The organism is uncultured Thiothrix sp., assembly GCF_937873765.1.
Taxonomy (GTDB): Bacteria; Pseudomonadota; Gammaproteobacteria; order Thiotrichales; family Thiotrichaceae; genus Thiolinea.
In genome coordinates this window covers 95,722-122,704 of the sequence record NZ_CALMZC010000038.1, presented here as the reverse complement: position 1 = coordinate 122,704, position 26,983 = coordinate 95,722, and the positions used below count along the sequence as shown (strand labels likewise).

General features: G+C 44.8%; 21 protein-coding genes. 7 read left to right on the top strand and 14 right to left on the bottom strand.

Annotated features, from left to right (window positions below):
• Position 1: 1 nt before the first annotated feature.
• Positions 2–1,813 carry a DNA helicase RecQ gene (recQ, locus tag Q0307_RS10830; protein WP_298660415.1) on the bottom strand — a complete coding sequence of 604 codons (1,812 nt, stop codon included), beginning with the start codon at positions 1,811–1,813 and terminating at the stop codon, positions 2–4.
• A gap of 174 nt (positions 1,814–1,987) precedes the next feature.
• Here recQ and Q0307_RS10825 point away from each other — a divergent pair, with 174 nt between their 5' ends.
• From Q0307_RS10825 to glyS, 3 genes are all read left to right on the top strand, one after another.
• Positions 1,988–2,935 carry a TerC family protein gene (locus tag Q0307_RS10825; RefSeq protein ID WP_298660413.1) on the top strand — a complete coding sequence of 316 codons (948 nt, stop codon included), beginning with the start codon at positions 1,988–1,990 and terminating at the stop codon, positions 2,933–2,935.
• Positions 2,936–3,075: 140 nt separating this feature from the next.
• Entirely contained in the window at positions 3,076–3,990 is a 915-nt protein-coding gene (gene glyQ, locus Q0307_RS10820) for a glycine--tRNA ligase subunit alpha (protein WP_298660411.1), read from the top strand.
• Position 3,991: 1 nt separating this feature from the next.
• Positions 3,992–6,058 (top strand): glycine--tRNA ligase subunit beta, encoded by a 2,067-nt coding sequence (gene glyS / locus Q0307_RS10815; protein WP_298660410.1) that lies wholly within the window; start codon positions 3,992–3,994, stop codon positions 6,056–6,058.
• 47 nt (positions 6,059–6,105) lie between these two features.
• Here the strand turns inward: glyS and Q0307_RS10810 are convergent, their stop codons facing one another.
• The 8 genes from Q0307_RS10810 to Q0307_RS10775 all read right to left on the bottom strand — a co-directional run bounded on the left by Q0307_RS10810 (position 6,106) and on the right by Q0307_RS10775 (position 14,266).
• Complete coding sequence (locus tag Q0307_RS10810) at positions 6,106–7,017, bottom strand: type II secretion system protein N (protein WP_298660408.1); 912 nt, start codon at positions 7,015–7,017, stop codon at positions 6,106–6,108.
• Positions 7,014–7,502 (bottom strand): type II secretion system protein GspM, encoded by a 489-nt coding sequence (gspM, locus tag Q0307_RS10805; RefSeq protein WP_298660406.1) that lies wholly within the window; start codon positions 7,500–7,502, stop codon positions 7,014–7,016. Before gspM ends, Q0307_RS10810 begins: the two co-directional genes overlap by 4 nt.
• Positions 7,499–8,701, bottom strand: a complete 1,203-nt coding sequence (gene gspL / locus Q0307_RS10800; protein WP_298660404.1) for a type II secretion system protein GspL — start codon at positions 8,699–8,701, stop codon at positions 7,499–7,501. The genes gspM and gspL overlap by 4 nt, the downstream gene beginning before the upstream one ends.
• 42 nt (positions 8,702–8,743) lie before the next feature.
• A complete protein-coding gene (gspK, locus tag Q0307_RS10795; RefSeq protein WP_298660402.1) occupies positions 8,744–9,748 on the bottom strand; it encodes a type II secretion system minor pseudopilin GspK in 1,005 nt (334 codons plus the stop codon).
• 33 nt (positions 9,749–9,781) lie between these two features.
• Entirely contained in the window at positions 9,782–11,608 is a 1,827-nt protein-coding gene (locus tag Q0307_RS10790) for a lytic transglycosylase domain-containing protein (protein WP_298660400.1), read from the bottom strand.
• Between the two features lie 156 nt (positions 11,609–11,764).
• On the bottom strand, positions 11,765–12,661 hold the full coding sequence (gene rsgA / locus Q0307_RS10785; protein WP_298660397.1) for a ribosome small subunit-dependent GTPase A: 897 nt from the start codon (positions 12,659–12,661) through the stop codon (positions 11,765–11,767).
• A 45-nt stretch (positions 12,662–12,706) separates the two neighbouring features.
• On the bottom strand, positions 12,707–13,012 hold the full coding sequence (locus Q0307_RS10780; RefSeq protein WP_298660395.1) for a hypothetical protein: 306 nt from the start codon (positions 13,010–13,012) through the stop codon (positions 12,707–12,709).
• A gap of 12 nt (positions 13,013–13,024) precedes the next feature.
• Positions 13,025–14,266, bottom strand: coding sequence for a M48 family metallopeptidase (locus Q0307_RS10775; RefSeq protein WP_298660393.1), 1,242 nt, complete (start codon positions 14,264–14,266; stop codon positions 13,025–13,027).
• A gap of 96 nt (positions 14,267–14,362) precedes the next feature.
• Between Q0307_RS10775 and orn the strand changes: the two genes are divergently transcribed.
• Complete coding sequence (orn, locus tag Q0307_RS10770; protein ID WP_298660391.1) at positions 14,363–14,908, top strand: oligoribonuclease; 546 nt, start codon at positions 14,363–14,365, stop codon at positions 14,906–14,908.
• A gap of 20 nt (positions 14,909–14,928) precedes the next feature.
• On the opposite strand, the gene gloB is transcribed toward orn, so the two are convergent.
• On the bottom strand, positions 14,929–15,714 hold the full coding sequence (gene gloB, locus Q0307_RS10765; RefSeq protein WP_298660388.1) for a hydroxyacylglutathione hydrolase: 786 nt from the start codon (positions 15,712–15,714) through the stop codon (positions 14,929–14,931).
• A gap of 160 nt (positions 15,715–15,874) precedes the next feature.
• Between gloB and gmk the strand changes: the two genes are divergently transcribed.
• Positions 15,875–16,489 (top strand): guanylate kinase, encoded by a 615-nt coding sequence (gene gmk, locus Q0307_RS10760; protein WP_298660385.1) that lies wholly within the window; start codon positions 15,875–15,877, stop codon positions 16,487–16,489.
• Here gmk and Q0307_RS10755 read toward each other — a convergent pair whose 3' ends face one another.
• Positions 16,490–16,864 carry a hypothetical protein gene (locus tag Q0307_RS10755; RefSeq protein WP_298660383.1) on the bottom strand — a complete coding sequence of 125 codons (375 nt, stop codon included), beginning with the start codon at positions 16,862–16,864 and terminating at the stop codon, positions 16,490–16,492.
• Between the two features lie 104 nt (positions 16,865–16,968).
• The gene (gene rluB, locus Q0307_RS10750; RefSeq protein WP_298660381.1) at positions 16,969–17,883 is read right to left on the bottom strand and encodes a 23S rRNA pseudouridine(2605) synthase RluB; all 915 of its coding nucleotides are present in this window, start codon (positions 17,881–17,883) and stop codon (positions 16,969–16,971) included.
• A gap of 303 nt (positions 17,884–18,186) precedes the next feature.
• Here rluB and Q0307_RS10745 point away from each other — a divergent pair, with 303 nt between their 5' ends.
• A complete protein-coding gene (locus Q0307_RS10745; protein WP_298660379.1) occupies positions 18,187–20,013 on the top strand; it encodes an ABC transporter ATP-binding protein/permease in 1,827 nt (608 codons plus the stop codon).
• A 168-nt stretch (positions 20,014–20,181) separates the two neighbouring features.
• Here Q0307_RS10745 and Q0307_RS10740 read toward each other — a convergent pair whose 3' ends face one another.
• The gene (locus tag Q0307_RS10740) at positions 20,182–21,267 is read right to left on the bottom strand and encodes a hypothetical protein (RefSeq protein ID WP_298660377.1); all 1,086 of its coding nucleotides are present in this window, start codon (positions 21,265–21,267) and stop codon (positions 20,182–20,184) included.
• A 93-nt stretch (positions 21,268–21,360) separates the two neighbouring features.
• Positions 21,361–22,635: an MltA domain-containing protein gene (locus Q0307_RS10735; protein WP_298660375.1), complete on the bottom strand. Its 1,275-nt coding sequence runs from the start codon at positions 22,633–22,635 to the stop codon at positions 21,361–21,363.
• Positions 22,636–22,876: 241 nt separating this feature from the next.
• Between Q0307_RS10735 and Q0307_RS10730 the strand changes: the two genes are divergently transcribed.
• Entirely contained in the window at positions 22,877–26,848 is a 3,972-nt protein-coding gene (locus Q0307_RS10730; protein ID WP_298660373.1) for a choice-of-anchor L domain-containing protein, read from the top strand.
• Positions 26,849–26,983 lie beyond the last annotated feature (135 nt).

Here is a 26,983-nt window from a genome sequence, read left to right as displayed (position 1 = left end):
CTCATTCATGCTGCAAAAGCTCATCCAAGAATGTTTGTCCGTAACTGGCTAATTTACGCTGGCCGATGCCACTGAGTAGGGCCAGCTCTGCTAAAGTTCGTGGGCGTAGTTTAAGCATTTCGCGCAAAGTCGCATCGTGGAAAATCACATAAGGTGGTACGGCATGCTGTTTGGCTAATTGTGCACGCACACGACGTAAGCCATCCCAAAGCGGCTGATCAGTCCAGCGAATGGGCTGTTCGGCACTAGCTTTAATGCGAGCTTTTTTCTTTTCAGTTTTGCGCTCGCGGCGTAAGGACAACTTGCTTTCTCCACGCAATAGCGGACGGGCTTTCTCGTTAAGATACAGTCCGCCATGGCCTTCTAAATCAACATTCAAATAGCCGAGTGCAATCAATTGGCGAAATAAGGTGCGCCATTCATTGCTAGACAACTCTTGCCCAATCCCAAAAGTGGATAATCGAGTGTGCCCATTGGATTTGATGCGCTCTTCATCTTTGCCAAGCAGCACATCAATCACATAAGTGACACCAAAACGCTGGCCGGTGCGATACACACAAGACAACGCTTTTTGTGCCGCTAAGGAAGCGTCCCAGCTTTCTGGAGCTTGTAAACAATTGTCACAATTACCACAAGGTTTAGAACCCATTTCACCGAAATAATCTAAGAGCGCTTGGCGGCGACAGGTAATCAGTTCACATAAGCCTAACATCGCTTCGAGTTTGTGATACTCAATGCGCTTTTGCTGCTCAGGCAAATTAGAGGTTTCCATCATTTGCCGTAAACTGATTACATCCTGTAAGCCATAGGCCATCCATGCATTCGCTGGTTCGCCATCGCGCCCGGCTCGTCCGGTTTCTTGGTAATAAGCCTCAATACTTTTCGGTAGACTCAAATGCGCCACAAAACGTACATCCGGCTTATCGATCCCCATCCCAAAGGCAATGGTTGCAACAATAATCACACCCTCTTCACGCAAGAAACGCCCTTGATTTACCCGGCGCATTTCCGCGCTTAACCCTGCATGATAAGGCAGGGCAATCCGTCCCTGTTGGGCTAACCAAGTAGCGGTATCCTCCACTTTTTTGCGCGATAGACAATACACAATTCCGGCATCCTCAGGATGATTGGCCTCCAGAAAATCCCAAAGCTGCTGGCGTGCATTTTGCCCATCTTGAATCAGGTAACGAATATTCGGGCGGTCAAAGCTATTAATGAAAACCGCTGCTTGATCGAGCTTAAGCTGGCTAATAATTTCTTGGCGAGTACGCAGATCAGCCGTCGCGGTTAAAGCCATGCGCGGCACTTGTGGGAAACGCTCTGCAAGGATATAGAGTTGTTGATATTCAGGACGGAAATCATGCCCCCATTGTGAGACACAATGGGCTTCATCAATGGCAAATAAAGCAAGCCCTACCCGTTCTTGAACCATTCCCAACAGATTCAACATACGATCGGTGACTAAACGCTCCGGTGCAACATAGAGCAAGTCTAATTCCCCTGCTAACAGGGCTGTTTCAATACGTTGAACCTCATTGAATCCAAGGGTGGAATTTAAAAACTCTGCTCGAATCCCGAGCTGCTGCAAAGCCACGACTTGATCTTGCATCAGTGCAATTAGGGGAGAGACTACAATCCCAACTCCTTCCCGCACTAAAGCCGGAATTTGATAGCAAAGTGATTTGCCACCCCCCGTAGGCATTAGAGCCAAAACATCTTGACCCTCCAGCAAAGCAGCGATAATCGCCTGCTGGTTGAGGCGAAAATCGGTGTAGCCATAAATAGTTTTGAGGATTTGTTGGGCGCGTTGCATGAGAAGGGATTATGCCATGCTTCTAGTTTTGACTCAGCTTAGATTCATAAAACGCACAATCCCAATTGTGTTTATTCGCTATCACTATTGTGCTTGTTTTACAGTCAATAGCTGAATTCCTACTAATTTACTAGGAATTTAATAAATTTTAATAACTGTTAGGAGAAACTCGCCGTGGAGACCATTGGCACCCCGTGGATGTGGGCGGGATTTTTTATCTTTGTGATTGCCATGATTTTGGCAGACTTATTTTTACTTGGAGGCCGGAAAGCACATAAGGTGTCTTTCAAAGAAGCGGCCATTTGGTCGCTAGTTTGGATCGCAATTGCTCTGCTATTTGCACTGGGTTTGTGGTGGTATCTATCTGAAACCCAAAGTCGAGCGCTGGCTGATACCAAAGCACTTGAATTCATTACCGGCTATCTAGTAGAGAAATCTTTAGCAGTCGATAATATTTTCGTGTGGCTAATGATCTTTAGCTATTTTGCTGTACCCATCGAATACCAACGCCGGATTTTACTCTATGGGGTGCTAGGTGCTTTGGTTATGCGCACGATTATGATTCTAATGGGTGCTTGGTTACTCACACATTTCCATTGGATACTTTATATATTTGGGGCTTTTCTTATGTTCACAGGGATTAAAATGCTCTGGGCATCTGAACATCAACCTGATCTTGAAAACAATAAACTAGTACGCTGGATTCGCGGACATATGCGTATGACCACCAGCCTACACGAAGAACGCTTCTTTGTGATGCAAGATGGCTTGCGCTATGCCACCCCCTTATTTTTAGTCCTGGTTTTGGTAGAAATTACCGACTTAATTTTTGCTGTGGATTCGATTCCAGCGATTTTCGCGATTACCTCTGATCCCTTCATTGTTTTAACCTCGAATGTATTCGCGATTCTAGGTTTACGCGCTATGTACTTCTTATTGGCTGATGTGGCTGATCGCTTTGTCTATTTGAAATATGGCTTAGCCTTAGTGCTGCTATTTATCGGCGCGAAAATGCTGTTATTAGACGTGTATAAAATTCCGATTACTTGGTCTTTGGGTATCGTAGCTAGCTTAATTGCAGGCTCCGTGATTCTTAGCCTCTTGCGCACACGTCAAGCCTAATCAAACTTGAAAGCAAGGGTAGAAATTCTATCCTTCTTTCTATTCCCACCACTCATCCCGTTTTCATCGGTTGGCTGCTGCTAGCTTAAGCAATGTGCAGTATACTCGACGCTTTCTTGGCAAAAATTACAGAATCAACAATGGCTAACTACGACTTATCCACCTTTCAGGGCATGATTCAAGCACTGCAAGCGTATTGGGCTGAGCAAGGTTGTGTGTTAATGCAGCCTTATGATATGGAAATGGGTGCAGGTACTTTCCATCCAGCAACCTTTTTACGTGCCATTGGCCCAGAACCTTGGCGGGCGGCCTATGTGCAACCTTCACGCCGCCCCACTGATGGTCGCTATGGTGAAAATCCGAATCGCTTACAGCACTACTATCAATTCCAAGTATTACTCAAGCCCTCCCCCCCCAATTTCCAAGAGCTGTATTTAGGTTCACTCAAAGCTTTAGGTTTTGATCCTTTAGTGAATGATATTCGCTTCGTGGAGGATAACTGGGAGTCACCCACCTTAGGCGCTTGGGGTTTAGGTTGGGAGATTTGGCTGAATGGGATGGAAGTGACTCAGTTTACCTATTTCCAACAAGTCGGCGGTTTGGATTGTCGACCCGTCAGTGGTGAAATCACTTACGGTCTGGAACGGTTAGCCATGTATATGCAAAATGTCACCAGCGTTTATGATTTAGTCTGGGCACGCGGGCCACAAGGCATTGTCACTTATGGCGATGTTTACCATCAAAACGAAGTTGAACAATCGACTTATAACTTCGAGTATGCCGATACTGAGGCACTGTTCCATCAATTCAATGTGGCTGAACGTGAAAGTCAGCGCATGAGTGAGTTAGGTTTACCACTACCTGCTTATGAACAAATGCTCAAAGCTTCGCATACCTTTAATCTGCTAGATGCACGCAAGGCTATCTCGGTTACTGAACGTCAACGCTATATTTTGCGCGTGCGTACTTTAGCCCGAGCCGTTGCCGAGGGTTATTACGCCACCCGTGAAAAACTCGGTTTCCCGATGCTGCAATCAGAACCCAAGGTAGCCTAAGATGACTGACACAATAGATTTACTGGTAGAAATCGGCACTGAAGAACTACCACCCAAGGCTTTAAAGAAACTGTCCGATGCCTTCACCGACGGCATTGTATCCGGCTATCAAACAGCCGGTTTAACCGCCGATAAAGTCATCGCTTATGCAGCACCGCGCCGTTTAGCGGTTTGGCTGAAAGGCATTCCAGCCCAACAAGCCGATCAACTGGTTGAGAAACGTGGCCCCGCTATCCAAGCAGCTTTTGACAAAGAAGGTAATCCTTCTAAAGCAGCACTGGGTTTTGCAGCTTCCTGTGGGGTTGAGTTTGCCGCTTTACAACGCTTGGAAACTGATAAAGGTGCATGGTTAGTCTTCCGCCAACAACAAGCGGGGCAGAAAACGGCTGAACTGTTTCCGAAAATAGTGGATCAATCTTTAGCGAACTTACCGATTCCTAAACGTATGCGCTGGGGCGAGGGTGAAGCTGAATTTGTGCGCCCAGTGCATTGGATTGTGATGCTAGCGGATGAGCAAGTGATTGATGCTGAAATCCTTAGCATTAAAACCGGCCGTGAAAGCCGTGGTCATCGCTTTCATGCACCTGCACCCATTAGCATTCGCAATCCTGCTGATTATGCCGTGCAATTAGGCGAAGCTTATGTGATCGCACGCTTTGAAGCGCGTAGCGAAATGATCAGCCAGCGCGTCCAAGAACTAGCAACCGAACTCGGTGGCAAGGCCATTATGCCAGACTCCTTATTAGATGAAGTAGCGGCTTTAGTCGAATGGCCCGTCCCCATTGCTGGGCGCTTTGAAGAAAAGTTCCTCGATGTGCCGCAAGAAGCATTGATTCACACCATGCAAGGCGACCAAAAATACTTTGGCTTAACGGATGCCCATGGCAAGTTGATGCCGAATTTCATCACCATCAGCAATATTGAAAGCAAAGACCCGAGTAAAGTCAGCGAAGGCAATGAACGTGTGATTCGCCCCCGCTTTAGTGATGCAGCCTTCTTCTGGGAACAAGATAAGAAACAGCCTCTAGCCGGCCGGCGTGACAAATTGAAAACTGTGGTTTTCCAACAGCAACTCGGTACCTTACATGACAAATCGGCACGCGTCGCTAAGCTTGCAAAATACATGGCTCAGCAACTTAAAGTGGATGAAAACTTGGCGGTACGGGCTGCTGAACTAGGCAAATGCGATTTAGTCACCAATATGGTGTTTGAATTCACTGATCTCCAGGGCACGATGGGGCGCTACTATGCCCAACATGATGGCGAACCGACAGAAGTCGCTCAAGCTTTGGAAGAACAGTATTTGCCACGCTTTGCAGGCGATCAACTACCTAGCACCGCCACTGGACGGATTCTGGCTTTAGCTGAAAGAATTGATACCCTAGCGGGTATTTTCGCAATCGGCCAAAAGCCTACAGGCACGAAAGACCCCTTTGGTTTACGCCGCTTAGCAGTAGGTGTTTTGCGCATTCTGATTGAGCAGAAGTTGCCTTTAGATTTGGCTGATCTACTCGATCAAGCCGCGCATAATCTAACAACGCAATTAGGCAAAAAGCCGGATATGCAAGAGGCACTAGATTATATTTTGGAGCGCTTGCGGGCTTACTACCAAGAGCAAGGCATTAATGCTGAACTGGTTGAAGCTGTCGCCGTTTTGAAACCCACGCAACCCTTAGACTTTGAGCAGCGCTTGAAAGCGGTGGTGTCCTTCCGGCAATTAACAGCGTCAGAAAGCTTAGCAGCTGCAAATAAACGCATCAGCAATATTCTGAAGAAAGTCGAAACGGCTATTCCTGCTGAAGTGAATCCGAGCCTTTTAAGAGAACCCGCTGAGCATGCTTTAGCAGCAAGCTTAGAAGCCCAACAAGCTCAGGTATTACCTTTATTTGCGACAGGTGATTATGAACAGGCTTTATTGTCTTTAGCTCATCTGCGCGAATCAGTGGATAACTTCTTTAATGAGGTGATGGTGATGGCGGAGGATGAAGCTTTACGCAATAATCGCTTAGCTTTATTAAACCAACTGCGTGGTCTGTTCTTACGCGTCGCAGATTTATCAGTGCTTTAATCAACTAAACTAGGCAGATTCATGAGATCTGCCTAGTTTGCGGTTCGTTAGTCCTCTTCTACAGCAGGAGCAGATTGTGCAGCCGGTGCTGCTGGTTGAGGTGTAGCTGCTGGAGCTGGAGCTGGAGCTGGCATAGTTTGCGCCGTTGGATCAGCCGCTGTTACTGCTGCGGGCGCAGCACCCAAGTTCAAACTAATCTGCCCACTGCTTTTAAGCTGCACACTACCATCAGTCTGCACGGAACCTAATAAACTCAAACCTTGGGCAATACTGGGATCTGCCTCTGCTGAAGGCTTAAGAAAAACCTCTGCTGTATACAAACCATCTTTTTCAAGATCCACTTTACCGTCTAGCACAATACTGGCTTGATCGGATTGCAAAGCAATGTTTAAGGCCTGCTTGCCGCTACCCTCTCGAACACGCGCCCGATATTGACCACCTAGATTGACTGCAATAGGCGTTTGTACACTGCCATCTACCCAAATCAACGAGCCATTCATAATCGGCATCGTTTCCCGATCCCAGTGAATATCATCGATAATAGCGCGAAAAGTACCACCTAAAGCAACCGGTAAGTTTTGCAAAGCTGGATTCACTTGCCCTAAAGAAGCCGCAGGTAATTCTAAATTCAGGGGTGAGCAAGCTAAATTAGTATTCCAAACCAAGCCACATTGACCTTTTAGATGTACTGCTTGGACAGTACCCTCCATATCTGCGGCGAGCATACCATTGAGTAATTTAGTCGGCGCAAACCTCCAAGTTAAATCGGCAATTTGTGCTTGGGATATAATAGCCTTAGCAATCTTACCATCCCATAAAGTTCCACTCACACCACCAAAGCTTAGCTCTGGCCTCGCTTTAGTCGCTTGTTGCGTGAAGAAACTCAAAGGTGCTAGCACTGCCAAAGACACTGTGAAGCTAGTAAAGCCAGCTAAGATCCAAAATACTTGTTTTTTCATCGTTCTAAAGTCAGTTGCAAGCCTGCTAAACCCGGAGCAGCCCCCGGAATAAGCCCAATGGTTGTCGCATAAATTGCATATTGGGTTTCAAGCTCAGCCAGAAACGCAATCACCTGATCAAAAGGTGCATTATCTAAGCGAATATTGACACCATCTTTACCTTTGGCTTCAGAACGCACCAAAATCTCAGGCTTATCTAGTTGATATTTCTGTAAGGCAGGCGTAATCGCGATTTGCACACTAGTTGTGGTATCAATAGGCTGTCTGACACTAGCAGCAGCTTGTTCAGCGACTAATTGTGCTTTCGCACTTTTTAGCAAAGTGGCATCTTCTGCAGCGGTTACTAAATCAGCAGCCACTTGGTTTTTATATTTTACTAGAGGCTTCCAAGCATAAAACCATAGCACAGTAGCCAGAATAGCTGTTACGCCAATAAGTAACAAATAACGTTCGCGTTCGGAGAGCGCTGCAAACCAAGCTTTCACGTATTTTCTCCTCCAGCACCTAAAGTCACTTCGCCACGGACAATATTATTAGCTTGCGTCGATTTCACATTGACTTCACGTCCCAATAAAGTGGTTAGCCCCTGCCCAATGCGTTCGGTCGCTTTTAAGTCGGGTGTTTCGAACACTACACTTAAACGCCCATCCCGGGCACGAATTTCAGTAATTTTCAAGCCTTGCTCTTGTTGGAAAACTTTGCCAACCATCGTTAAATAAGGCAAGAGGCTAATCTTATCAGTCGCTGCTGGATTCAGAGCTTCAATCTTGGCCATTTCTGAGGTAGCCCGTGAGCGCAGAGCACTAACTTCAATCTCTTTGACTTCAGGAAAGATTTCGCGAAATAAGCTGAGATTGTGCTGTTCTGCCAGTTTCAACTGCTCGGCACTGCGCCAAATATCCATACCCTGAATACCTGTCCAAACAGCGCCACAAAATATTGCGAGCCCAGCTACTAGCTTCCAACGCCGCCAATTACGATTGAAGCTAGACATGCTGTCATCTTGATAACCCGCGAGCAGATTCAATCCCATCCCTGCTTGCAAGCTTTTCTGTAATAAATGATTAGGCTGCGGTTCTGGGAAAATAGTAAAAGCTTGCTGCCAATCCGCAGGCTGATCGGTATATAGTTGCAGTTTGCGTTCCTGTGCTTCTGGAGCAAACAAACTATTGACTAATAAAGGCAGAGAGATCGCTGGGCAACTAAACCCACTCACTGCATCGGTGCGTACCCAAGCTTGTCCTTCGCGTTGCCACAAGGTGGGCATGGCTTCATTCACTGGCAAAGCAAACACGTCAGGCAAGATAGCCTTGGCACGCAGTTTCTGTTGCTTTAAAAGCTGAATCCAAACTTTTAGACGCGCACGTTCAATCACTGCAACAGCTAGTGTGTTATCGTTTTCAGCTTGCCAAACAAAATGCTGATCTTCGACTTCGCCGACTAAGTTTTCCTCTAAGGTATAAGGTAACGCTTGTTTTAATTGGCGATTATTTGTGGTAACCAAGATCGTGCGTGTCAATAAAACATCAGCACTTGGAATCAACAAAATAACAGGCTGATTACCATTTAGTTTATTAACTTGCGCCCAAGTACCAGAATGCCATTCTCCTGAAGTAGCATTGCCCTCCAGTCTTGCATAAGCAAACTCAGCATCTTGAGGTGTTTGTAAACGCAGGATCAACATAAGTCATCATCAACTAGTTATTTATACTAAAAGTAGCAGGCTTTAGGCTGCTTCTGGTTCAGGTGGTGGGTTCACCCGCTTAAACTGGCGCATTATGACATGAACCTTCCCCTCTGCTGAACGAAATAACACACTGTTTAAAAACAAACGGCTTTTCCCTAAACGTACTTGCCCACTTAAGCGAAAATAATTCGAACTTACCCCTAATAAAATTTTTTGCTCTTTAGTTAAGTTCTGTACTAATTTCTGTAAAGCTTCCACGGATTTAATTGGGTTATTATTTCGCTCTTGCACAATCCCTTGTAATTGCGGATCCGTTAAACCGATGGCAGTCAATACTTTATTAGGCGCTGTATTTACATTTACCGAGGTCGGCGTTGGCAAAGCTGTCACTAAGGGCATTAACTCTGCAAGTAATGCCTGCTTTGATTCTTCATCACTAACACTACCTAGTTTAATTAGTCTTAACTCGCTAGGATCTAATAGCAATGCATTACTTGCCTGATAGGGCTGCTCTTGCATTAAATAATAATCAGATTCTGCACTATCCCGGTCAACTAATTCATCATCAGGATCAATCCAGTCCACAATATTATTCGCAAACCCTAAAGGTAAAGCACCTGCTGTTTGCAGCATCTGTTGGAAAACCTTTATCATTGAGCCACGTGGCTTTTTAGCCTGCACATCATAAAGATTATTCACATTAAAATAGGCTTGCAGATCGTCAATTTTTACTTGGAGCTCGCCAATCGGCTGTCCATTATCATCATCAATCGGCTTCGGCTCGATTTTTCCCGCCCACTTATCTTGAAGAGCATCATAAGTACCGTCTTTGGTATCTTTTATATCTTGCTCTAACCAGAAACCTGCCATTTTTTCTGCTGCATAGGCATATTGATAAGCCTGTTCCATGTCCTGCAAATTAGAACTCAAGCGGATACTATAGCGCTGCTGCACAAAAATAGAGGTGACGACAATTACTGCTAAGGCCACAATCAGCAGCGCAGTGAGCATAGCGACACCTTGTTGTCGCTGCTGCGACTTCATGCCGAAACTTTCTCCTATTCAACTCCAACTCGTTTATTTGGCTGGAATCGGTTGTAAGCGCATTGATAAACGCAAGTGTTGATCCTTATTAAGCTTATGATCATAGATCGTGGTATAGGCCATCACTGCTCGTACATATTTACGCGTTTCATCAAAGGGAATACTTTCAACCCATTGATCGGCTGCGAGCATTTGTGGAGGTGCCCATTTAGGAATCCGCCCTGGCCCTGCATTATACGCCGCTGTTGCTTGTGCATAATTTCCAGAGAAGCGCTTTAACATATCACGCAGATAGGCACTTCCTAGCTTAACATTCAGATCGGGCTGCAAAATATCTTCTTTTGCGACCAACTCCATCCCCATCTGCCGACCAATATCACGCGCGGTTCCGGGCATTAATTGCATTAAACCTAAAGCTTTCGCACTGGACTCTGCACTGGCATCAAACGCACTTTCTCGACGCATAATACCCAGAATCCATTCAGGGCGTATACCCTGCAAACGTGCTTGATCCATTACAATTTGTTCATACATCAAAGGAAAACGTACATCGATACTATTCCAATCCTTGACTTTAGACACCGTCCAAATAGCTAAATTTGCGTCATTTTGCCGTAAAGCTAGTTCAGCAGCCGCTAGCACACCTTCTTTATCCATCGCTTGCAGCAAACGAAACCACTCTTTACGTGCTTGGCTGCGCTCACCCAATGCATTCCATTCCCGCCAGCGCTGATACGCTGCTAATTTTTGCAAACCTTGAATGCGCTGACTACGATCTGGTGGAGTTTGCTCTAAATACACATAGTCTTGGCCAATTCGATCTGCAGCTAAGAAGCCGTAGTAGGTTGAGTTTTTTGCCAAGCGTTCATAAACTGTTTGTGCTTCTGCGGGCTTTTTTAATTTTTCTAAAGAACGAGCTTGCCAATAAAACCATGTGTCCCATTCATCATCAGTACCTTCAGTCGCCTCTAGCGCAGTAGAGGCTTCCAATAAAGCCGGCCAATCCTGTGAACGCATGGCCAAGCGTGCCAGCCAAGCATTCCCTTCTTTAGTTCGATCTACAAGCGGAATGCGTTTTAAGCGTTGTAAACCTTCTTCATTATGTCGCCACGCTTCCCACATACCTAAGCGACTTTCCACTTCGCCCTTTTCAGCACTAGTAAACTTAAAGATCGCTTGAGCCTGCGTCCAAAGCGACAAAGCCGTTTCTAACTTATTATCAGAGACTTCTTTAATGGCATCGACAGTGATAGTACGTAGCTGTGAACTATCAGCTTGGATAAATAACTCAGGTAATTTTTTTGCGGGTTCAGCACGGGTAGCTAACCACAACTCAAAGAATTTTTTATCTTCTTCGGTTAAATAAGGCGTTAAATCACGCGCTGCACTCAGACGATTATTGCTGATTAACACTTTAATACGCTGCCAATAATCGCTATAGCTTAAAACTTTATGGGTTTGCAGCTGCAGGAGTAGACTTGCGCAATCATTGGGGAAATCTTTTTTCGTGGTATCCCAAATAGTTTTGGCTTGCTCTAAACCTTGATTGATAAGTCCAGTATTTAATAAAGCTTCAGCTCGATAACATTGTGTGGTGAGCTGATCGCGATTATCGGGAATAGTATTTAAAAGCTCTGTCCATTTTCCTTGAGCAGCTAAGCGTTCTGCTAAGCGTGCACTGAGACTATCGCCCATTAAAGAATATGGATTATTCTGGATAAATTTAGCTAAGGTAGCATCCGCCACTTGTGCTAGATCAGCCGTTAGCAGTTGTGCTTCCAGCCAAGGCGCTAAAGGATAGCCTTTCAATTGTGGCATTAACAGGCGAGCCTCTTCGACCTTACCAGATTGGAGTGCCATTCTTGCCGTTTGGAAACTAAGACGCTGCTCTTCGATAGTATTGGCCTTGAGATTTTGTATTAAGCACAAGCAGCTGATCAAGCAGCACACAGACCAGTTGAGCTTGAAACGATCCTTCATCACTCTAGTAAACTCTTGGGATTAGCCAGTTTTAAATTAGTTATTACTTTGGCTTCTTAATAGGGTCAAATAACGCTGATAACGTCGCGGTGGAATTTCTCCAACCGTGAGCGCCGTCTTTATAGCACAGCCCGGCTCATGTTGATGAGTGCAATTATTAAATCGACACTCCCCAGCAAAACGAGAAAATTCTGGATAACCGGCTTGCACTTGGCTTACAGTTAATTGTGGCAGTGGAAAATCTCGCACACCCGGCGAATCTATCAAACTCGACTGTCCGGGCAAATGATAAAGACTAGATACAGTGGTAGTGTGCCGTCCTTCACCCGTCTCCGCAATTTCCCCTACTCGAATTTCTTCGGCAGGCACTAATTGGCTAATCAGTGACGACTTCCCGACTCCGGACTGTCCTGCAAAAATAGCTGTTTTTCCCTGAATGGCCTCTTCAATCTCTGCTAAGCCTTGTGCTTGATTAGCTTGCGTATGCACAACACGATAACCAATTTCTAAATATTCTTTTAGGCAGGCCTCATGCTCAGAGTGACGGTAACTATCGCGCAAATCGGCTTTATTAAACACAATCAGCACTTCAGCGGGTAATAAATGTGCCGCCACTAAATAGCGATCCAGCATTTCCCAATTGGGTTCAGGACGCCAACTACTCACGACTAGCAGGATATCAATATTGGCAGCAACCGCACGTAACTTGCCACGAAAATCCGGGCGCTCTAAAACATTTTGACGGGGTAAAATCGCCAGCACACTGGCATTGCCCTGTTGCTCGACTTGCCAACGAACATAATCGCCACAAGCAATATGCTCTAATTTACGCCGAGTGGTACAGCGTAAGCGCTCACCACTCGCGGTTTCTAAAATGAGTTCAGCCCCATAACGGGTGATCACTCGGCCAATATCCTGTGCAGTTTTCATCATAGAGCCTATTGTGAAGCAAAACTGCCAGAAAGCGAACTGAAACTATTATGGTTTTGGGGTAGCAGCGGCAGGGGCTGGAAATTTGTAATACATTTGATTCAAATACGAAACCACATCTAGGATTTGGTCATCGAACCAATTGGTACTGAGATTAGCATCACAACGCCGCACTTGGCTCTCGAGTGCAGCGTAGCTTTTCACTTTTCGCGTTGGACTGGTGAATACTTCAGTGGTATGGCAACTCAAACAGCGCGATTGTTCAAATAAACGCTTACCGTTAATCGGATCAGGCGCAGCATGAGCGGACATACTAAGCACTAGACTAGCAGTGCAAAACGCGATGGATTTCATGGTTATCCTCGTTTAGATCTGTTTCTGTAGATGAGCAATGCGGATCGCAGCCGGAGGATGCGAATCGTAAAATGCCGAGTGCAACGGATCAGGTGTTAAAGTACTGGCATTTTCCTTGTACAGACCTACCAAAGCAGCGATCAGTTCCGTAGCACTGGATTGTTGGGCTGCAAATTCATCAGCCTCAAACTCATGTTTACGTGAGAACATTGCCATCAGCGGGGTGATAAAGAAAGTAAATACCGGACTAACGACCATAAAGAGGATAAGAGCCATATAAGTCGAGGGTTGTGAAATCCCTAAACTCGTATAAAACCAAGACTGTTGCATCAGCCAAGCTAACACACCAAAACCAATTAAGGTCATCAATACTGATAAAATCATGCCCTTCACAATATGCTTACGCTTAAAGTGCCCTAGCTCATGCGCTAACACTGCTTCAATTTGTGAAGGCGTCAGATGCTTAAGCAAAGTATCGAAAAACACGATGCGCTTATTTTTACCAAAGCCCGTAAAATAGGCATTGCCATGCGCTGAACGCCGTGAGCCATCCATCACAAACACACCTTTGCTATTGAACCCCGTACGCTCTAATAAAGCATTAATACGGCTGGCAACTTCGCCCTCTTCTAGTGGCTGGAATTTATTAAATAAGGGCGCAATAAACTTCGGATAAGCCCAAGTCATGAGTAATGAGAATCCTGTTAGCCCTACCCATGCATAAATCCACCATGCACTCCCCGCCGACTCCATCAGCCACAACACAAAGAGAATCAGTGGTACACCAATCACTAAACCTAAAGCAGTCCCTTTGAGCATATCGACTACAAAAGTTTTTAAAGTAGTTTTATTAAAACCGAAGCGCTCTTCTAAAACAAAGGTACTGTAAAGCGAAGAGGGCAGATCAATCAGGCTGGAAATGAAGGTCATACTTAGAATCACTGCAGTACCTGTGAGCAGTACCCCCCAACCAGCGCTGCGCCAAACCTGGTCTAACCACTCTAAGCCACCACCTAAAGTCCAAGCCAAGAGTACGATCACACCAAGCATGATTTGAATGCGCCCGAACTGACCTTTAGCCAAGGTATAATCTGCTGCTTTTTGATGCTCTGCTAAAGTGACTTTACCAACAAAAGCGTCTGGCACGGCAGCACGATGCGTTTGTACCGCTTGTTTTTGGCGTAAAGACAACCAGATTTGCACGATAGTAGAGGCAAATAGAAAAGTTAAAAAAATCAATGTAAAAGTTTGCATCAAGTAGTTTCCTAATTAGCACTTGAACTCACTAGCGAGATTCAGGTAAATATCTGCGTTTTAGTTCATTTTTCAAGTAACCGAGTATAACAAGCCATGGCTGCCCATCAGGATAATTTGATTTGGATCGACTTAGAAATGACTGGTCTAGATACGCTCAATGATCTGATTATTGAAATTGCCACCGTTGTCACCGATAAAGACCTGAACGTTTTGGCTGAAGGGCCCGTGATGGCGATTCATCAAACAGATGCAAGAATGGCACACATGGATGAATGGAATCAAAAGCAGCATGGTGGTTCGGGGTTAATCCAACGGGTTCGTGAAAGCACTTGGACGGCTGAACAGGCTGAGCAAGCAACCTTAGCGTTTCTCAAAGAACATGTTCCAGCAGGGTCTTCACCGATGTGTGGGAATAGTATTTGCCAAGATCGGCGCTTTTTAGCACGCTTAATGCCGGAACTAGAAAAGTTCTTCCATTATCGCAATTTGGATGTGAGTACCGTTAAAGAATTAGCCAAACGCTGGAAACCTAGCATTTTAGAGCTATACAGCAAAGAATCACGCCATCTAGCGCTGGACGATATTTATGATTCGATTAATGAATTGAAATTTTATCGCCAGCACTTTATGGACTCATAAAGATTTAACCCGCAAATGGCTTAGTCGTACTCCGTATCCTTCCAAATGCGCAAAGTCGCGAAAATCTCGGCTTGCGTTTGTAATTCACGCCCTGCGACCTTTTCAGCACGCGCAATCACTTCAGGAACATGCGTGCGTAAGAAAGGATTGGTGAGAAATTCATTACCTAAAATAAATGGCACGGTAGCTCGTTTAGGGCTGCCCTCTTGCAACTGCCAGCACTCTTCTAAACGTGCATCTAAGTCTTTATTGTCAGGCTCAACCCACTTTGCAAAGCCAATATTGTCAATCGTGTACTCATGCGCGCAGTAAACTAGGGTTGCTGCTGGCAATTTTGCAATTCGCTGCAAAGCCGTATGTAAAGCATCTAAACTGCCGTCAAACACGCGCCCACAACCATTACCAAACAAAGTATCCCCACAGAACAGACTACCATCACCGTAATAAGCTATATGCCCGGCCGTATGACCTGCTACGTCTAGTACTTGAAAACTCACCTTTAATTCAGGTAAATCCACCACATCCCCCTCTTGTAGGGGATGAGTTATCTGGGGAATAGTTTCGCGCGCAGGACCGTAAACATTGAGCTGGGGGTAGACCTCCAATAGCCTAGCAATACCACCCACATGATCACGATGATGATGAGTGATCAACAAAGCTAGCGGTTCAATCCCGCGCTGTTCTAACTCAGCTAACACGGGCTGGGCGTCGCCCGGATCTACAATCACCCCAAACTTACGTTCCTCATGTGTAATCAACCAAATATAATTATCCGAAAAGGCTGGAATATTTATGACTTGAATCATCGTTCTATGACCTCGTTTGCTTTTGCATTCTATGGGTTTTAATTAGAATGACGCTCCCTCAGTTTCTATACTCGCATCTTTATCATTTTACTAGTAGTAACTATTTCAAGCGTACATTTTCAAGCGAATGCTTGGTGCTTAATTAGAGGAATTCAAAACGATGAAACCTGGTCAACTGTATATTGTTTCTGCCCCCTCTGGGGCTGGCAAAACTAGCCTGTTGAACGCACTTTGCCAACAACTCAAGCATTTGACGATTTCAGTTTCGCATACTACGCGCGCGCCTCGCCCCGGCGAAGTTGATGGTGAGCACTATCATTTTGTGAGCGTGGAAACCTTCCAACGGGAAATTGAGCAAGGTTTATTTTTAGAATATGCACAAGTATTCGATAACTATTATGGCACCTCTAGAACGGCGGTCGACTCTCTGTTAACTGCACATAAAGACGTAATTCTAGAGATTGACTGGCAAGGTGCTCGTCAAGTGCGTGAGAGCGCTAAGAGTGTGATTAGCATTTTCATCCTGCCACCTAGCCAAGCCTCTTTAGAAGAACGGTTGCGCAATCGTAAACAAGACAGCGAAGACATTATTCAGCGCCGCATGCGTGATGCGCGTAATGAAATATCCCATTATGCTGAATACGATTATGTGATCATTAACGATAATTTTGATGATGCACTGGCAGACTTAATCGCTATCTTCCGTAGCGAGCGCTTACGCTTAAAACGTCAGCAACTGCATCATGCGGATTTACTAGCTGAATTAGTGAAGTAACTACAGCACCTGTACCGTGTAATACAAACTTATCGATTCATTAACCTCCAACTGATCGATTTCAGTTTGTAGTGGTGACTTATTATTTACTACTGCTTGGTTTAGCCCATTGCTCACTGAACCTTGCTTCAAAATAGTATGTGTAGGTATTGGCAACTCCAGTTTTATAGCTTGAGCCACACTGCTTCCACTATTCTTGATTTGTACTTGATAGCGAATACATTGGCTGGGCTCAGCACGAGTTGCTTCAACTAAGCCTATCCCTTGGCAATTTGGATCAAGCCATTGGGTGAGTGTTAACTCCACTTGTGGTTGCGCTACCACTTGGTAGCTGAGTAAAAACAATCCCAGACAGCAATATTTGCGGTTCAACATCGCCAGCCCTCCCTAAAAGCTTGAGGGCTAGCATGATCGGAAATGAATAGAACTTATAGCGATGCGTGGATTAAGTGCTGGAAATAGCCGCTGAACTTAGGCGCTTATTTAGGTCGATTAAAATCTCTAAGGGATGGACGTTTGGGCTTATTGGCCTCAGTAGTCTTCTTAGTCGAAGTGCGTGCTGCATTATAGAGACTAGGCGAACGTGGCTTACTTGGTTCTTTTGACGCGGGTCGATAGGCTGAAGGCTTGGCAGTTTCGATAGGAACAAGCTCTTCAAAGCTCATACCGACTGACTCATACAAGCGCCGCAGGGTTTTAATATCCAATTCTTCATACTGCCCCCCGCGTAAAGAGCGTGGCAAACTTAAAAAGCCATAACGTACCCGAATCAAGCGACTCACTTTTAAACCTTGTGATTCCCATAAGCGCCGTACTTCGCGATTCCGTCCCTCCGCTAACACGACATGATACCAATGATTAGCGCCTTCACCACCACCTGCTAGTATACGCAGGAAGTGTGCTGGTCCATCTTCGAGCTGCACACCCGATTGTAAGCGTTGCAACATTTCATCGGTCACTTCGCCCAAAATACGGGTTGCATATTCGCGCTCCACCTCGGAGGAAGGATGCATCAGTTTATTGGCAAGCTCACCATCCGTTGTGAACAGCAATAAGCCATCCGTGTTCACGTCTAGGCGACCAATCATAATCCAGCGGCCTTGACGTAGGTGCGGCAAGTTGTCGAAGACGGTAGGACGACCTTCTGGATCATGGCGGGTACACATTTCTCCCGCTTTTTTGTGATACATGATGACTTTAGGCGTCGCACGCAGCTTAGATTCTAGATGCAGGGTTTTACCGCGCAGGATCACTTTATCACTTTCACTAATCGGTTGACCGAGTGCTGCGACTTTGCCATTGACTAGAATCTCGCCCGCTTCAATCCAACGCTCGATCTCACGGCGCGAGCCATAACCTGCACGGGACAGCAGCTTCTGAATACGTTCTTTCATCTCTACTACCTTTAGACGCCAGCCGTGCTGGTCAGAAAACCCTATTATGACACAAGCACCGGCTTAAACATCTGCTTAAAGATTAAACAATATTCAGAGTATATTCACTTTGTCTTGTGTAAATTTCGCGCAAATTAATAAATCTAATTAACTCAATAGATAAACCGCTAGAGGTACAGCCCTGCTCTTACTTAGAACGGGGCTGTTTTTAACTATCAATTAAATACCCTGCAAAACTTTATCGTTTGTGACAGCCCTAACGAAGCGGCGTACCATTAGCAACCTTGTAATACAGAGTTCGATATGCACTCCATGATGATGCCGGCTGCACGCACCGAACGTGCCCACACTGATCGCCGCGATTGGCATAATTTAAAATCAATGTTGCCATTTTTAATTGATTTTCGCGGTCGAGTTTTCTTTGCTTTAGCTTGCTTAGTAGCCGCTAAACTAGCGAATGTCGGGATTCCCGTTGTATTAAAACTGATTGTGGATAGTCTCGAAAATAAATCACAACAGATTTTAATTCTACCCCTCAGCTTGCTGTTTGCTTATGGTGCTTTACGCTTAGCAAGCGCTTTATTCAATGAGTTACGCGATACGGTGTTTGCACGGGTACGGTATCATGCCATTCGACAAGTATCGGTGCGTGTCCTCGAACATCTACATAAATTATCACTACGTTATCATTTAGAACGTAAAACGGGTGGGATTGCACGGGATATTGAGCGAGGCACTAGTTCGATTAGTACTTTGCTGAATTATCTAGTATTTAGCATTGTGCCAATTGCGATTGAATTTACCTTAGTCGCAGTGATTCTGCTGCATAACTATGCACCTATCTTTGCTGTCGTCACCTTCTCTACAGTTTTAGTCTATGTGATTTTCACAGTGAAAATCACTGAGTGGCGCATGGATCATCGGCATGCGATGAATCGCCTAGACTCCCAAGGTAGTAACCAATCAATTGATAGTCTAATCAATTATGAAACGGTCAAGTACTTCAATAATGAGCAACTCGAACTAGAACGCTATAACCGAACCTTAGCGGAATGGGAAGATGTAGCCGTCAAAAGCCAAACTTCCATGTCTATTCTCAATTTTGGACAAGGCACAATTATTGCGGTGGGTGTCACTCTCATTATGTTTTTGGCGACCCATGGTGTGGTAAGAGGCACTATGTCTTTAGGCGATTTGGTGATGGTGAATGCTTTTATGTTGCAGTTATTCATCCCATTGGGTGCACTTGGGGTGATGTATCGCCAACTAAAATATACTTTGGCCGATATGGACATGCTCTTCCAATTATTAGAAATGCCACCTGAAATTACTGATCAAACGAATGCGCCTGAACTAAAAGTTCAATGGGGTGAAATTCGCTTTGAGCAAGTTGATTTTGGCTATACCCCTGAGCGACAAATTTTAAATAAAGTTTCGTTTACAGTGCCTGCTGGCAAAAAGGTAGCTGTGGTAGGTCATAGCGGAGCGGGTAAATCGACTTTATCGCGGCTACTCTATCGTTTCTATGATGTCAATAGTGGGCAAATTTTGATTGATGGCCAAGATATTCGCACAGTGACGCAACACAGCTTACGCAAAGCTATTGGGATTGTACCGCAGGATACCGTGCTATTTAACGATAGCATTCGCTATAACCTGCAATATGGCAATCCTCAAGCTACGCAAACTGATTTAGAACAAGCCGCAGAAATGGCTCAAATTCGTAGCTTTATTGAAAGTTTACCTGAAGCCTGGAATACCATAGTAGGGGAACGTGGTTTGAAACTATCAGGGGGCGAAAAGCAACGAGTGGCCATCGCGCGGGCAATTTTAAAGCGCCCTCCGATTCTGATCTTTGATGAAGCCACATCTTCCCTTGATAGCGCCACCGAACAAGCGATTCAGAAAACCTTAAATGCAGTCGCAGGCCATCACACAACGCTAATGATTGCGCATCGTCTTTCGACGATCGTGGATGCTGATCAAATTTTAGTGATGGAAAAAGGCCAAATCGTCGAACAAGGAACACATACGGAATTGCTGAATCAGGCAGGGCTTTATAAACAAATGTGGGACTTACAACTGCATGAGCAAGCTGAAAACTTTAGCCTGAGTAGAGCTGATAAATAAACTTGGTAATAATTCATACATTTTTATCAGCGGAATCAGAAAAAGCGTCTACACTCAATATCGCAGCCCAAACATTCAAAACATATTTGAGCTGCAGTCTCTACAATACAAGGTCAAGGTCACATGCATGGATAGCTACCTTCGGGACGCCACGGATGGCTTTTCTCCCTACCGATAAGCACTCAAAGAAAACAAATTATCATTACGCTTCGTGGCGTCAACAGACGCCTGCGGCTTTGCTGGCTCCCCATCAACTTCATTCAAAACTTGCTTAGTTTTCTCCTCAAGCAGTTTAAGTAAATTACGTGCATTTTCTAGACCTGTTTGCAAATCGATACACATTTCGTCCGTCAAATCGACAGCCTTTGCTAGGCGATCTACTTGCAATTTATCAACCTTATCAAATTGCTGGCGAATACGCTGCCCCATTAAGCTGCCTTGCTCATCTTGTTCACGTAGTCTAGCTATTTTTTCGCGGGTTTCATTCAAACCTTGTAGCAGCTCTTGACGCGCTACATCAGTCGTTTGGAACGTATTAGTAAAGTACTCTTGCGCTTGATGCTCTAAACCTTGAAGCTCATTTATAAAATGCGCAAACGAACTATGCGCTTGTTTTTGCTGCTCTTGCATACCTTGCAAAGTTTTCCCAGACTCACGCAGCATGGATTCAAGCTGTGCGTTGATGTCCGTGGCTAAACGTGCATTTTCTTGCTGAGCCGCAAACTGCATTTTCTGATTTTCAATCAGCTTTTGAGTGAAACCTTGTGCCATTTTTTCTTGTTCACGCAAACGCCCTAAGCCTTCATCAACTTGATTGAGCCCTTGAGTCAGTTTGGTATGCACATTACGCACTGCCTCTACGGTATCGGTCAATTGCCCATCCCAATAAGTTTGTACATATTGGATGCGCTCACCGAGCTGAGTAGAAATACTACGCAACTCACCTTCCGCCTCTTTGACGCGATTGATAGTGCGTTCGGCTTCCTCGGCTAAGGTACGGCTGGCTTGGCCTTCACGATTAACCTCCTCAACCCGGCTTTTAAGTTGTGAAGTCAGGTAATCAGCATCCTGTGCACCATGCTGGATAGTATCTAGAATTTCAGCAATACGTTGCTGATCTAATTCGGCGCCCAAGCGAATTTTGCGCACTTCCTGTGCGTCCTGTTGGTGTGCTTGTGGTCGCAATAAAATAAATGCGCCCAACAAAGCCATCAATGAGATGGCGATAATGACAACATCAATCAGGTTTACCATGCATTTTTTATCCTATTAACCAACCAAGCCTAGCGAGAATAAAACTCGCCCACACTATTACCATAAGCTTAGTTAGATGAATAGACGCTTAGTTCAAAGCCCCACGAAGCTATTCTTAAAAAACTCAGGTTTTAGTACCACTAAATAGGACTTACGGAAACCTGTCATTTGATAAGTGGCTTTTTCTGCCTGTGAACCAACACCGGTATAAAAATCTAAACGCCCCAGACCCTTAATGGCTTTACCACGATCTTGCGCAAATAATAAACGCCAATCGACTCCAACAATTTCGCCTTTCTGATCGACGCGTGGAATCTCAGCCAAAAGTATCGAGCCTAGCGGAATGAAATTGTCGTCTACCGCTACAGTATGCCAAGGAATAACTTCTGATCCAATCGAAGTTTTTGGTCGACTTTCAGTTGTTTTAAAAAAAACATAGCGTGGATTCTGGTGCAAAACTTCGTTAATCTGCTCCGGGTGTCGATGTAACCATTGGCGAATACTTTCATTGCTTAAGCTACCTTGATACCCCTGATCCTGTAAATACTGACCAATACTGACATGTGGTTTATGATTAGTGCCCGCATAATCTAAAAACATCTCTTGACCATCACGAAAACGTGCAATCGCAGAACCTTGAATATGCGAGAAATACAGATTCACTACATCATTCGTCCAACCGATCTCCAGCCCCCGTCCCCGTAAAGCACCTGCATCAATCTCCGCACGGGTAAAATTACAATCCTCACCCGATGGTAAGGAGTAAATCGGATAACGATAGTGCTCATCTGGCCAATTTTGTACATCGACTACCGGTGTAAAATAACCTGTATATTGCGCTTGCCCTGAGTGTTTAGCCGATGGAACTTCCAATAAGTTAAAACGCTCTTGTAGCCTATAAGGGGTCTGTCCATGTAGCCAACGCGTTAGTTCTAAGGCCGTTTGGAGCAAAGCACTGTTAGGTAAATTCGCCCAACCAGCACCCTCACGCATTTGTGGATTTTTAGAACGTAGGTAAGTGACTTGTTGATGCAAGCCCTCTTGACTACCTGCCGTTTTAACAATGCACGCATCCAAGGAAAATCTAGTTGGGTCACAGGAGCGATGGGGTGGGAACACAGATGTCTTAGGTTCGACTAGGTGTGAAAAACTGGTTTGCCGCATCAAGGGCGGGTTTAGCTGATGAATAGGTGCAACTAATTCTTCATTATAATCATTGACGCCAAGATTCTGCGGATATTGGGGTAAAGCAGGAGCATGATAATTAGGCCAAGGCAAAACACCGGCTTGTAACACACTGCTATACCACGAACACGAGCAAAGCATAGCCGTAGCCGTAGCTACTGGTATCACTAGTTTGGTTTTCACTTAGACACCCTAAGTTTTTTTATAGATATGGGTTTTACGGTATTATCTCTTGCACGCCTTAGCACTGGAAGAGATGAATGGTTGAATCAGATTAGCGGCGTAAATCGGTCATTTGACATGAATAAATTTATCTTATAGTCTAAGCTTGTCATAAAGGATTCTTAGCATCGGGTATACGCAGGGTATAGCTGCTATTTATCTATCTATTTGGGCTTGATAATAAAAATAATAGGACTTGCTTATGTCTCAGCGTACTCTCGGGCGTGTACGGCCTTTGCTTTTAAGCAGTTTATTGCTTAGTAGCTTACCAGTTTCGGCGGCACTGACCTTAAATGCAGCACCGACTTTGAGTGATATGAGTCTGATTCTTAATGGCCCCGGCTTGGCGATTGAGAATCTGCAAATTACTAAAGGTATTAAAAACCAATATGGTATTTTTACAGGCGGTATTGATCCTTCAGGCTCTGACCCTGTTTTAGGCATCAATGAAGGCTTGTTTATGAGTACTGGCAACCTAAGCAGTATCCTTGGTCCCAATAACAATCAGAAATATACTTTTAACACCACGATCAAATATGCTGACCCTGACCTGACTAAGCTTGCAGCTACGGCCATTAATGATCCAGCCATTATTGAATTCGATATTCTTCCCGAAGGAGATCGGATTAACTTCCTTTTGGTGTTTGGCTCCGATGAATATCCTGAATATGTCTGTAGTAAGTTTAATGACGTGTTTGGCTTATTTGTTTCTGGCCCTGGCTTAATCGGTACTCAAAATGCAGCTTTTTTACCGCAGACTAAACAAGCGATTGCCGTTAATAATGTGAATGCTGGGGTAGCCGGTAGCTTTAAAGATGGTACTGCTTGCCAATTAACCAACTCAGCTTATTTCGTCGATAACGGCAACGGTAGTGGTAAAACGGGCACTCAACTGGATGGTTTTACTACTCCAATCACTGCATCCTTAGGCGGCTTACAAGCCAAGCAACGTTATCATATCAAGTTAGCTTTAGCCGATACGGGCGATCAGGCTTATGATTCGGCAGCTTTTTTTAAATGGTTAACTAGTACCTCTTCGACTGAAGTTGATCTAGAGTTAACCGCTACGGCCAGTCCCTTGAAACCAGACCGGAATGGTGTCGTCGATCTCACTTACACTCTAAGCAATAAATCTGCGACAGCCTCACGCTTAGTCACTGCGAATATCGAATTACCCAGCGGAATGAGTTACCTAAGTGATACCTCCGCTGGTTTGTTTAACGCTCAGACCGGTCAGTGGTCAGTTGGTAAAGTCTTAGCTAACAGTAAACGCACCTTCACGATTCGCGTCCAAGTAGGTACAGATATCAGCTACCAGATTCCATCTGAAATTACTTACTCGTTTAATGAAGATCCGGACTCTACTCCGTATAACCGATTGGCTAAGCCCAATGAAGATGATACGGCAACTTTAGTTTTAAATACGATCAGTAACACCGCGCCTACTATTAGTAATGCGGAGAGTACAGCGACGGCCTCGATCACCATTGTTGAAAATAATAGTGCTGCAATTGTCGATTATGCAGCTACTGATGCCGAAGGCGAAACAGAGGGCAAAGGCCTAGTATGGAGTTTAGGAGGTGGTGTAGATGACGCCCTCTTCAGCATCGATAAGGCAGGGCTGTTACGTTTTAAACTCTCACCTGATTTCGAGAAGCCACAAGATCAAGGTTTGGACAATATTTATAATGTCATCATCAAACTGTGTGATAGTTACCAAGCCTGTGACCAACAAGCTTTAGCCATCAAAGTGACCGATGTAGCGGAGGATCGTGATAATGATGGTTTAAACGATAATGTCGAAACTAGTTTGGGTAGTAACCTAGACAATGCTGATAGCGATGGTGATGGCATTGATGACAAAACTGAAGTAGGCAGTGATCCTCTTAAGCCTCGCGATACTGACAATGATGGGATTCTCGATATTCTCGATACAGATGATGATGGCGATGAAATTCCTAGCAAAGAAGAAGGTACCACAGATACCGATAATGATGGAACTCCTGATTATCTAGACAAAGATGATGATGGGGACGGACTCAATACTGATTCTGAAAACTATAATGGCGGTACACCTAAAGATGATGATAGCGATAAAGATAGGATCGCCGATTATCTAGATCCGGATGATGATGGAGATAATATTCCGACCCAAACGGAAGGCATCAAAGACACCGATCAAGATGGAGTGTATGACTATCGCGATACTGATGATGATAATGATGGTATCGCTACCAAAGATGAAGGTACTAAAGATGTCGATGCGGATGGTCTTCCTAATTACCTAGATCTGGATGATGATGGCGACAATATCCTGACCAAGGATGAAGGCAGTAAAGATACGGACACCGATGGGAATCCAAACTATCTAGATGCTGATGATGATAATGATGGTCTTTACACCAAATACGAAAACTATAATGCTGGTCTGCCAATTGATGATGACACCGATAAAGATGGCATCGCGGATTATTTGGATGCCGATGATGATGGGGACGGCAAACCCTCTGCTACGGAGAATAATGATCCCAATGGCAACCATCAACCTGAAGATGCTAAGGACACTGATGGGGATAAAGTCCCTGATTATTTGGATAAGTATGACCAGCATAGCCCAGACAAGGATGATGATGGGGATGGCTTAACCAATGGTCAAGAAGCTATCCTAGGCTCTAATCCAGATAGTATTGATAGTGATCAAGATGGTTTGCCTGATAAATTGGAACTGGGTTCTTCTGTAACTACACCTTTAGATCAGGATGGTGATGGAATACCCAATCTGATTGATCCTGATGATGACAATGATAGTATTCCTACACTTACGGAGAATGCCGGTAAAAATACCCCTACAGTTGATTCGGACAAAGATGGGAGCTTTGATTATCTCGATACCGACGATGATAATGATGGTGTACCTACCAAGCTCGAAAACTATAACGGGGGTACACCCTTAGATGATGATACCGATAAGGATAGCTTAGCTGATTATCTTGATAAGGACGACGATGGCGATTTGATCAACACTTGGTATGAAAACTACAATGGAAATACACCCACTGATGATGATACCGATAAAGATGGGGCTCCAGACTACCTCGATAAAGATGACGACAATGATAGTATTTTGACCCAGTACGAGCAGCCTGACCCTAACCGTAATGGTAATCCTGATGATGGGCTAGATTCGGATAAAGATCTGTTGCACAACTATCTGGATGCTGATGATGATAATGATGGCCTACTTACGCGTGATGAGCAGCCAGATCCAAATAAGGATGGCAACCCGATAGATGCAGCGGATGCTGATTTAGATGAAATTCTGGATTACCTTGATCCGGTGATTAACCCTTATATTCGTTTGAGTATCCGTGCTCTATTACAAGGCGCTTATAATTCAAATACTGGCCTGATGGTGGATGATTTACGCGATCTCGGCTATTTGCCCAAACAACAACCTTACGGCTCGCTCAGTGATTCATTCGGTTATACCAACTCGCCGAATGCAGTTTCGCCTTTTGGACATATGGGGAAAGAGATCATGACTGATGCTGTCTACACAGTAGCTGGCAATGAGGCAGTCGTGGATTGGATCTTAATTGAATTACGTGATCCTATAAACCCAGCCAAGCGGATAATGACACATGCTAGCGTGTTGCAACGCAACGGTAACCTAGTAAACAGTAAAACTGGATCGAAAGAAATTTTGATTCATGATGTGAAGCCGGGTAATTATTACGTTGCTATTGACCATCGTAACCACATGGGTGTGATGACAGCAGCACCGATTGCCTTGTCTGCTGTGCCGACCTTGGTTGATTTCACCACACCTAAAACCGCCACTTATGGCAAAAATGCACAATTAACCAGTAGCACTCTCGCTATGTTGTGGGCAGGTGATGTGAATAACAGTAATACGATTATTACTAATGGCCCGGGTAGTGATTTGAACGTAATGCTGGGCGCTTTATTAATTGCCCCCGGCAACTCAGGTGTGAATACTGCCTATTTAATGCCTGGCTATTTCGCCACTGACATCAACCTTGATGGTGTGACCTTATATGCAGGCCCTAAAAATGATTCTAATTTGATGTTAGGTAATGTGTTATTACATCCTGAAAATACCACATTTAACGCTAACTTTATTATTAGCGGAGCAGTTCCTGCCTTTAAATAAGTTTAGGGTTGCTTGCGGCTCACTGAGTGCTTGAACTATAGTTACCTGCTTAATTCACTGGCTAAACCTGCCCACTCACCAAGTGGGCAGTTCTATTACCAGCACTCTCACACGCTTATAAAATTCGGAGACAGC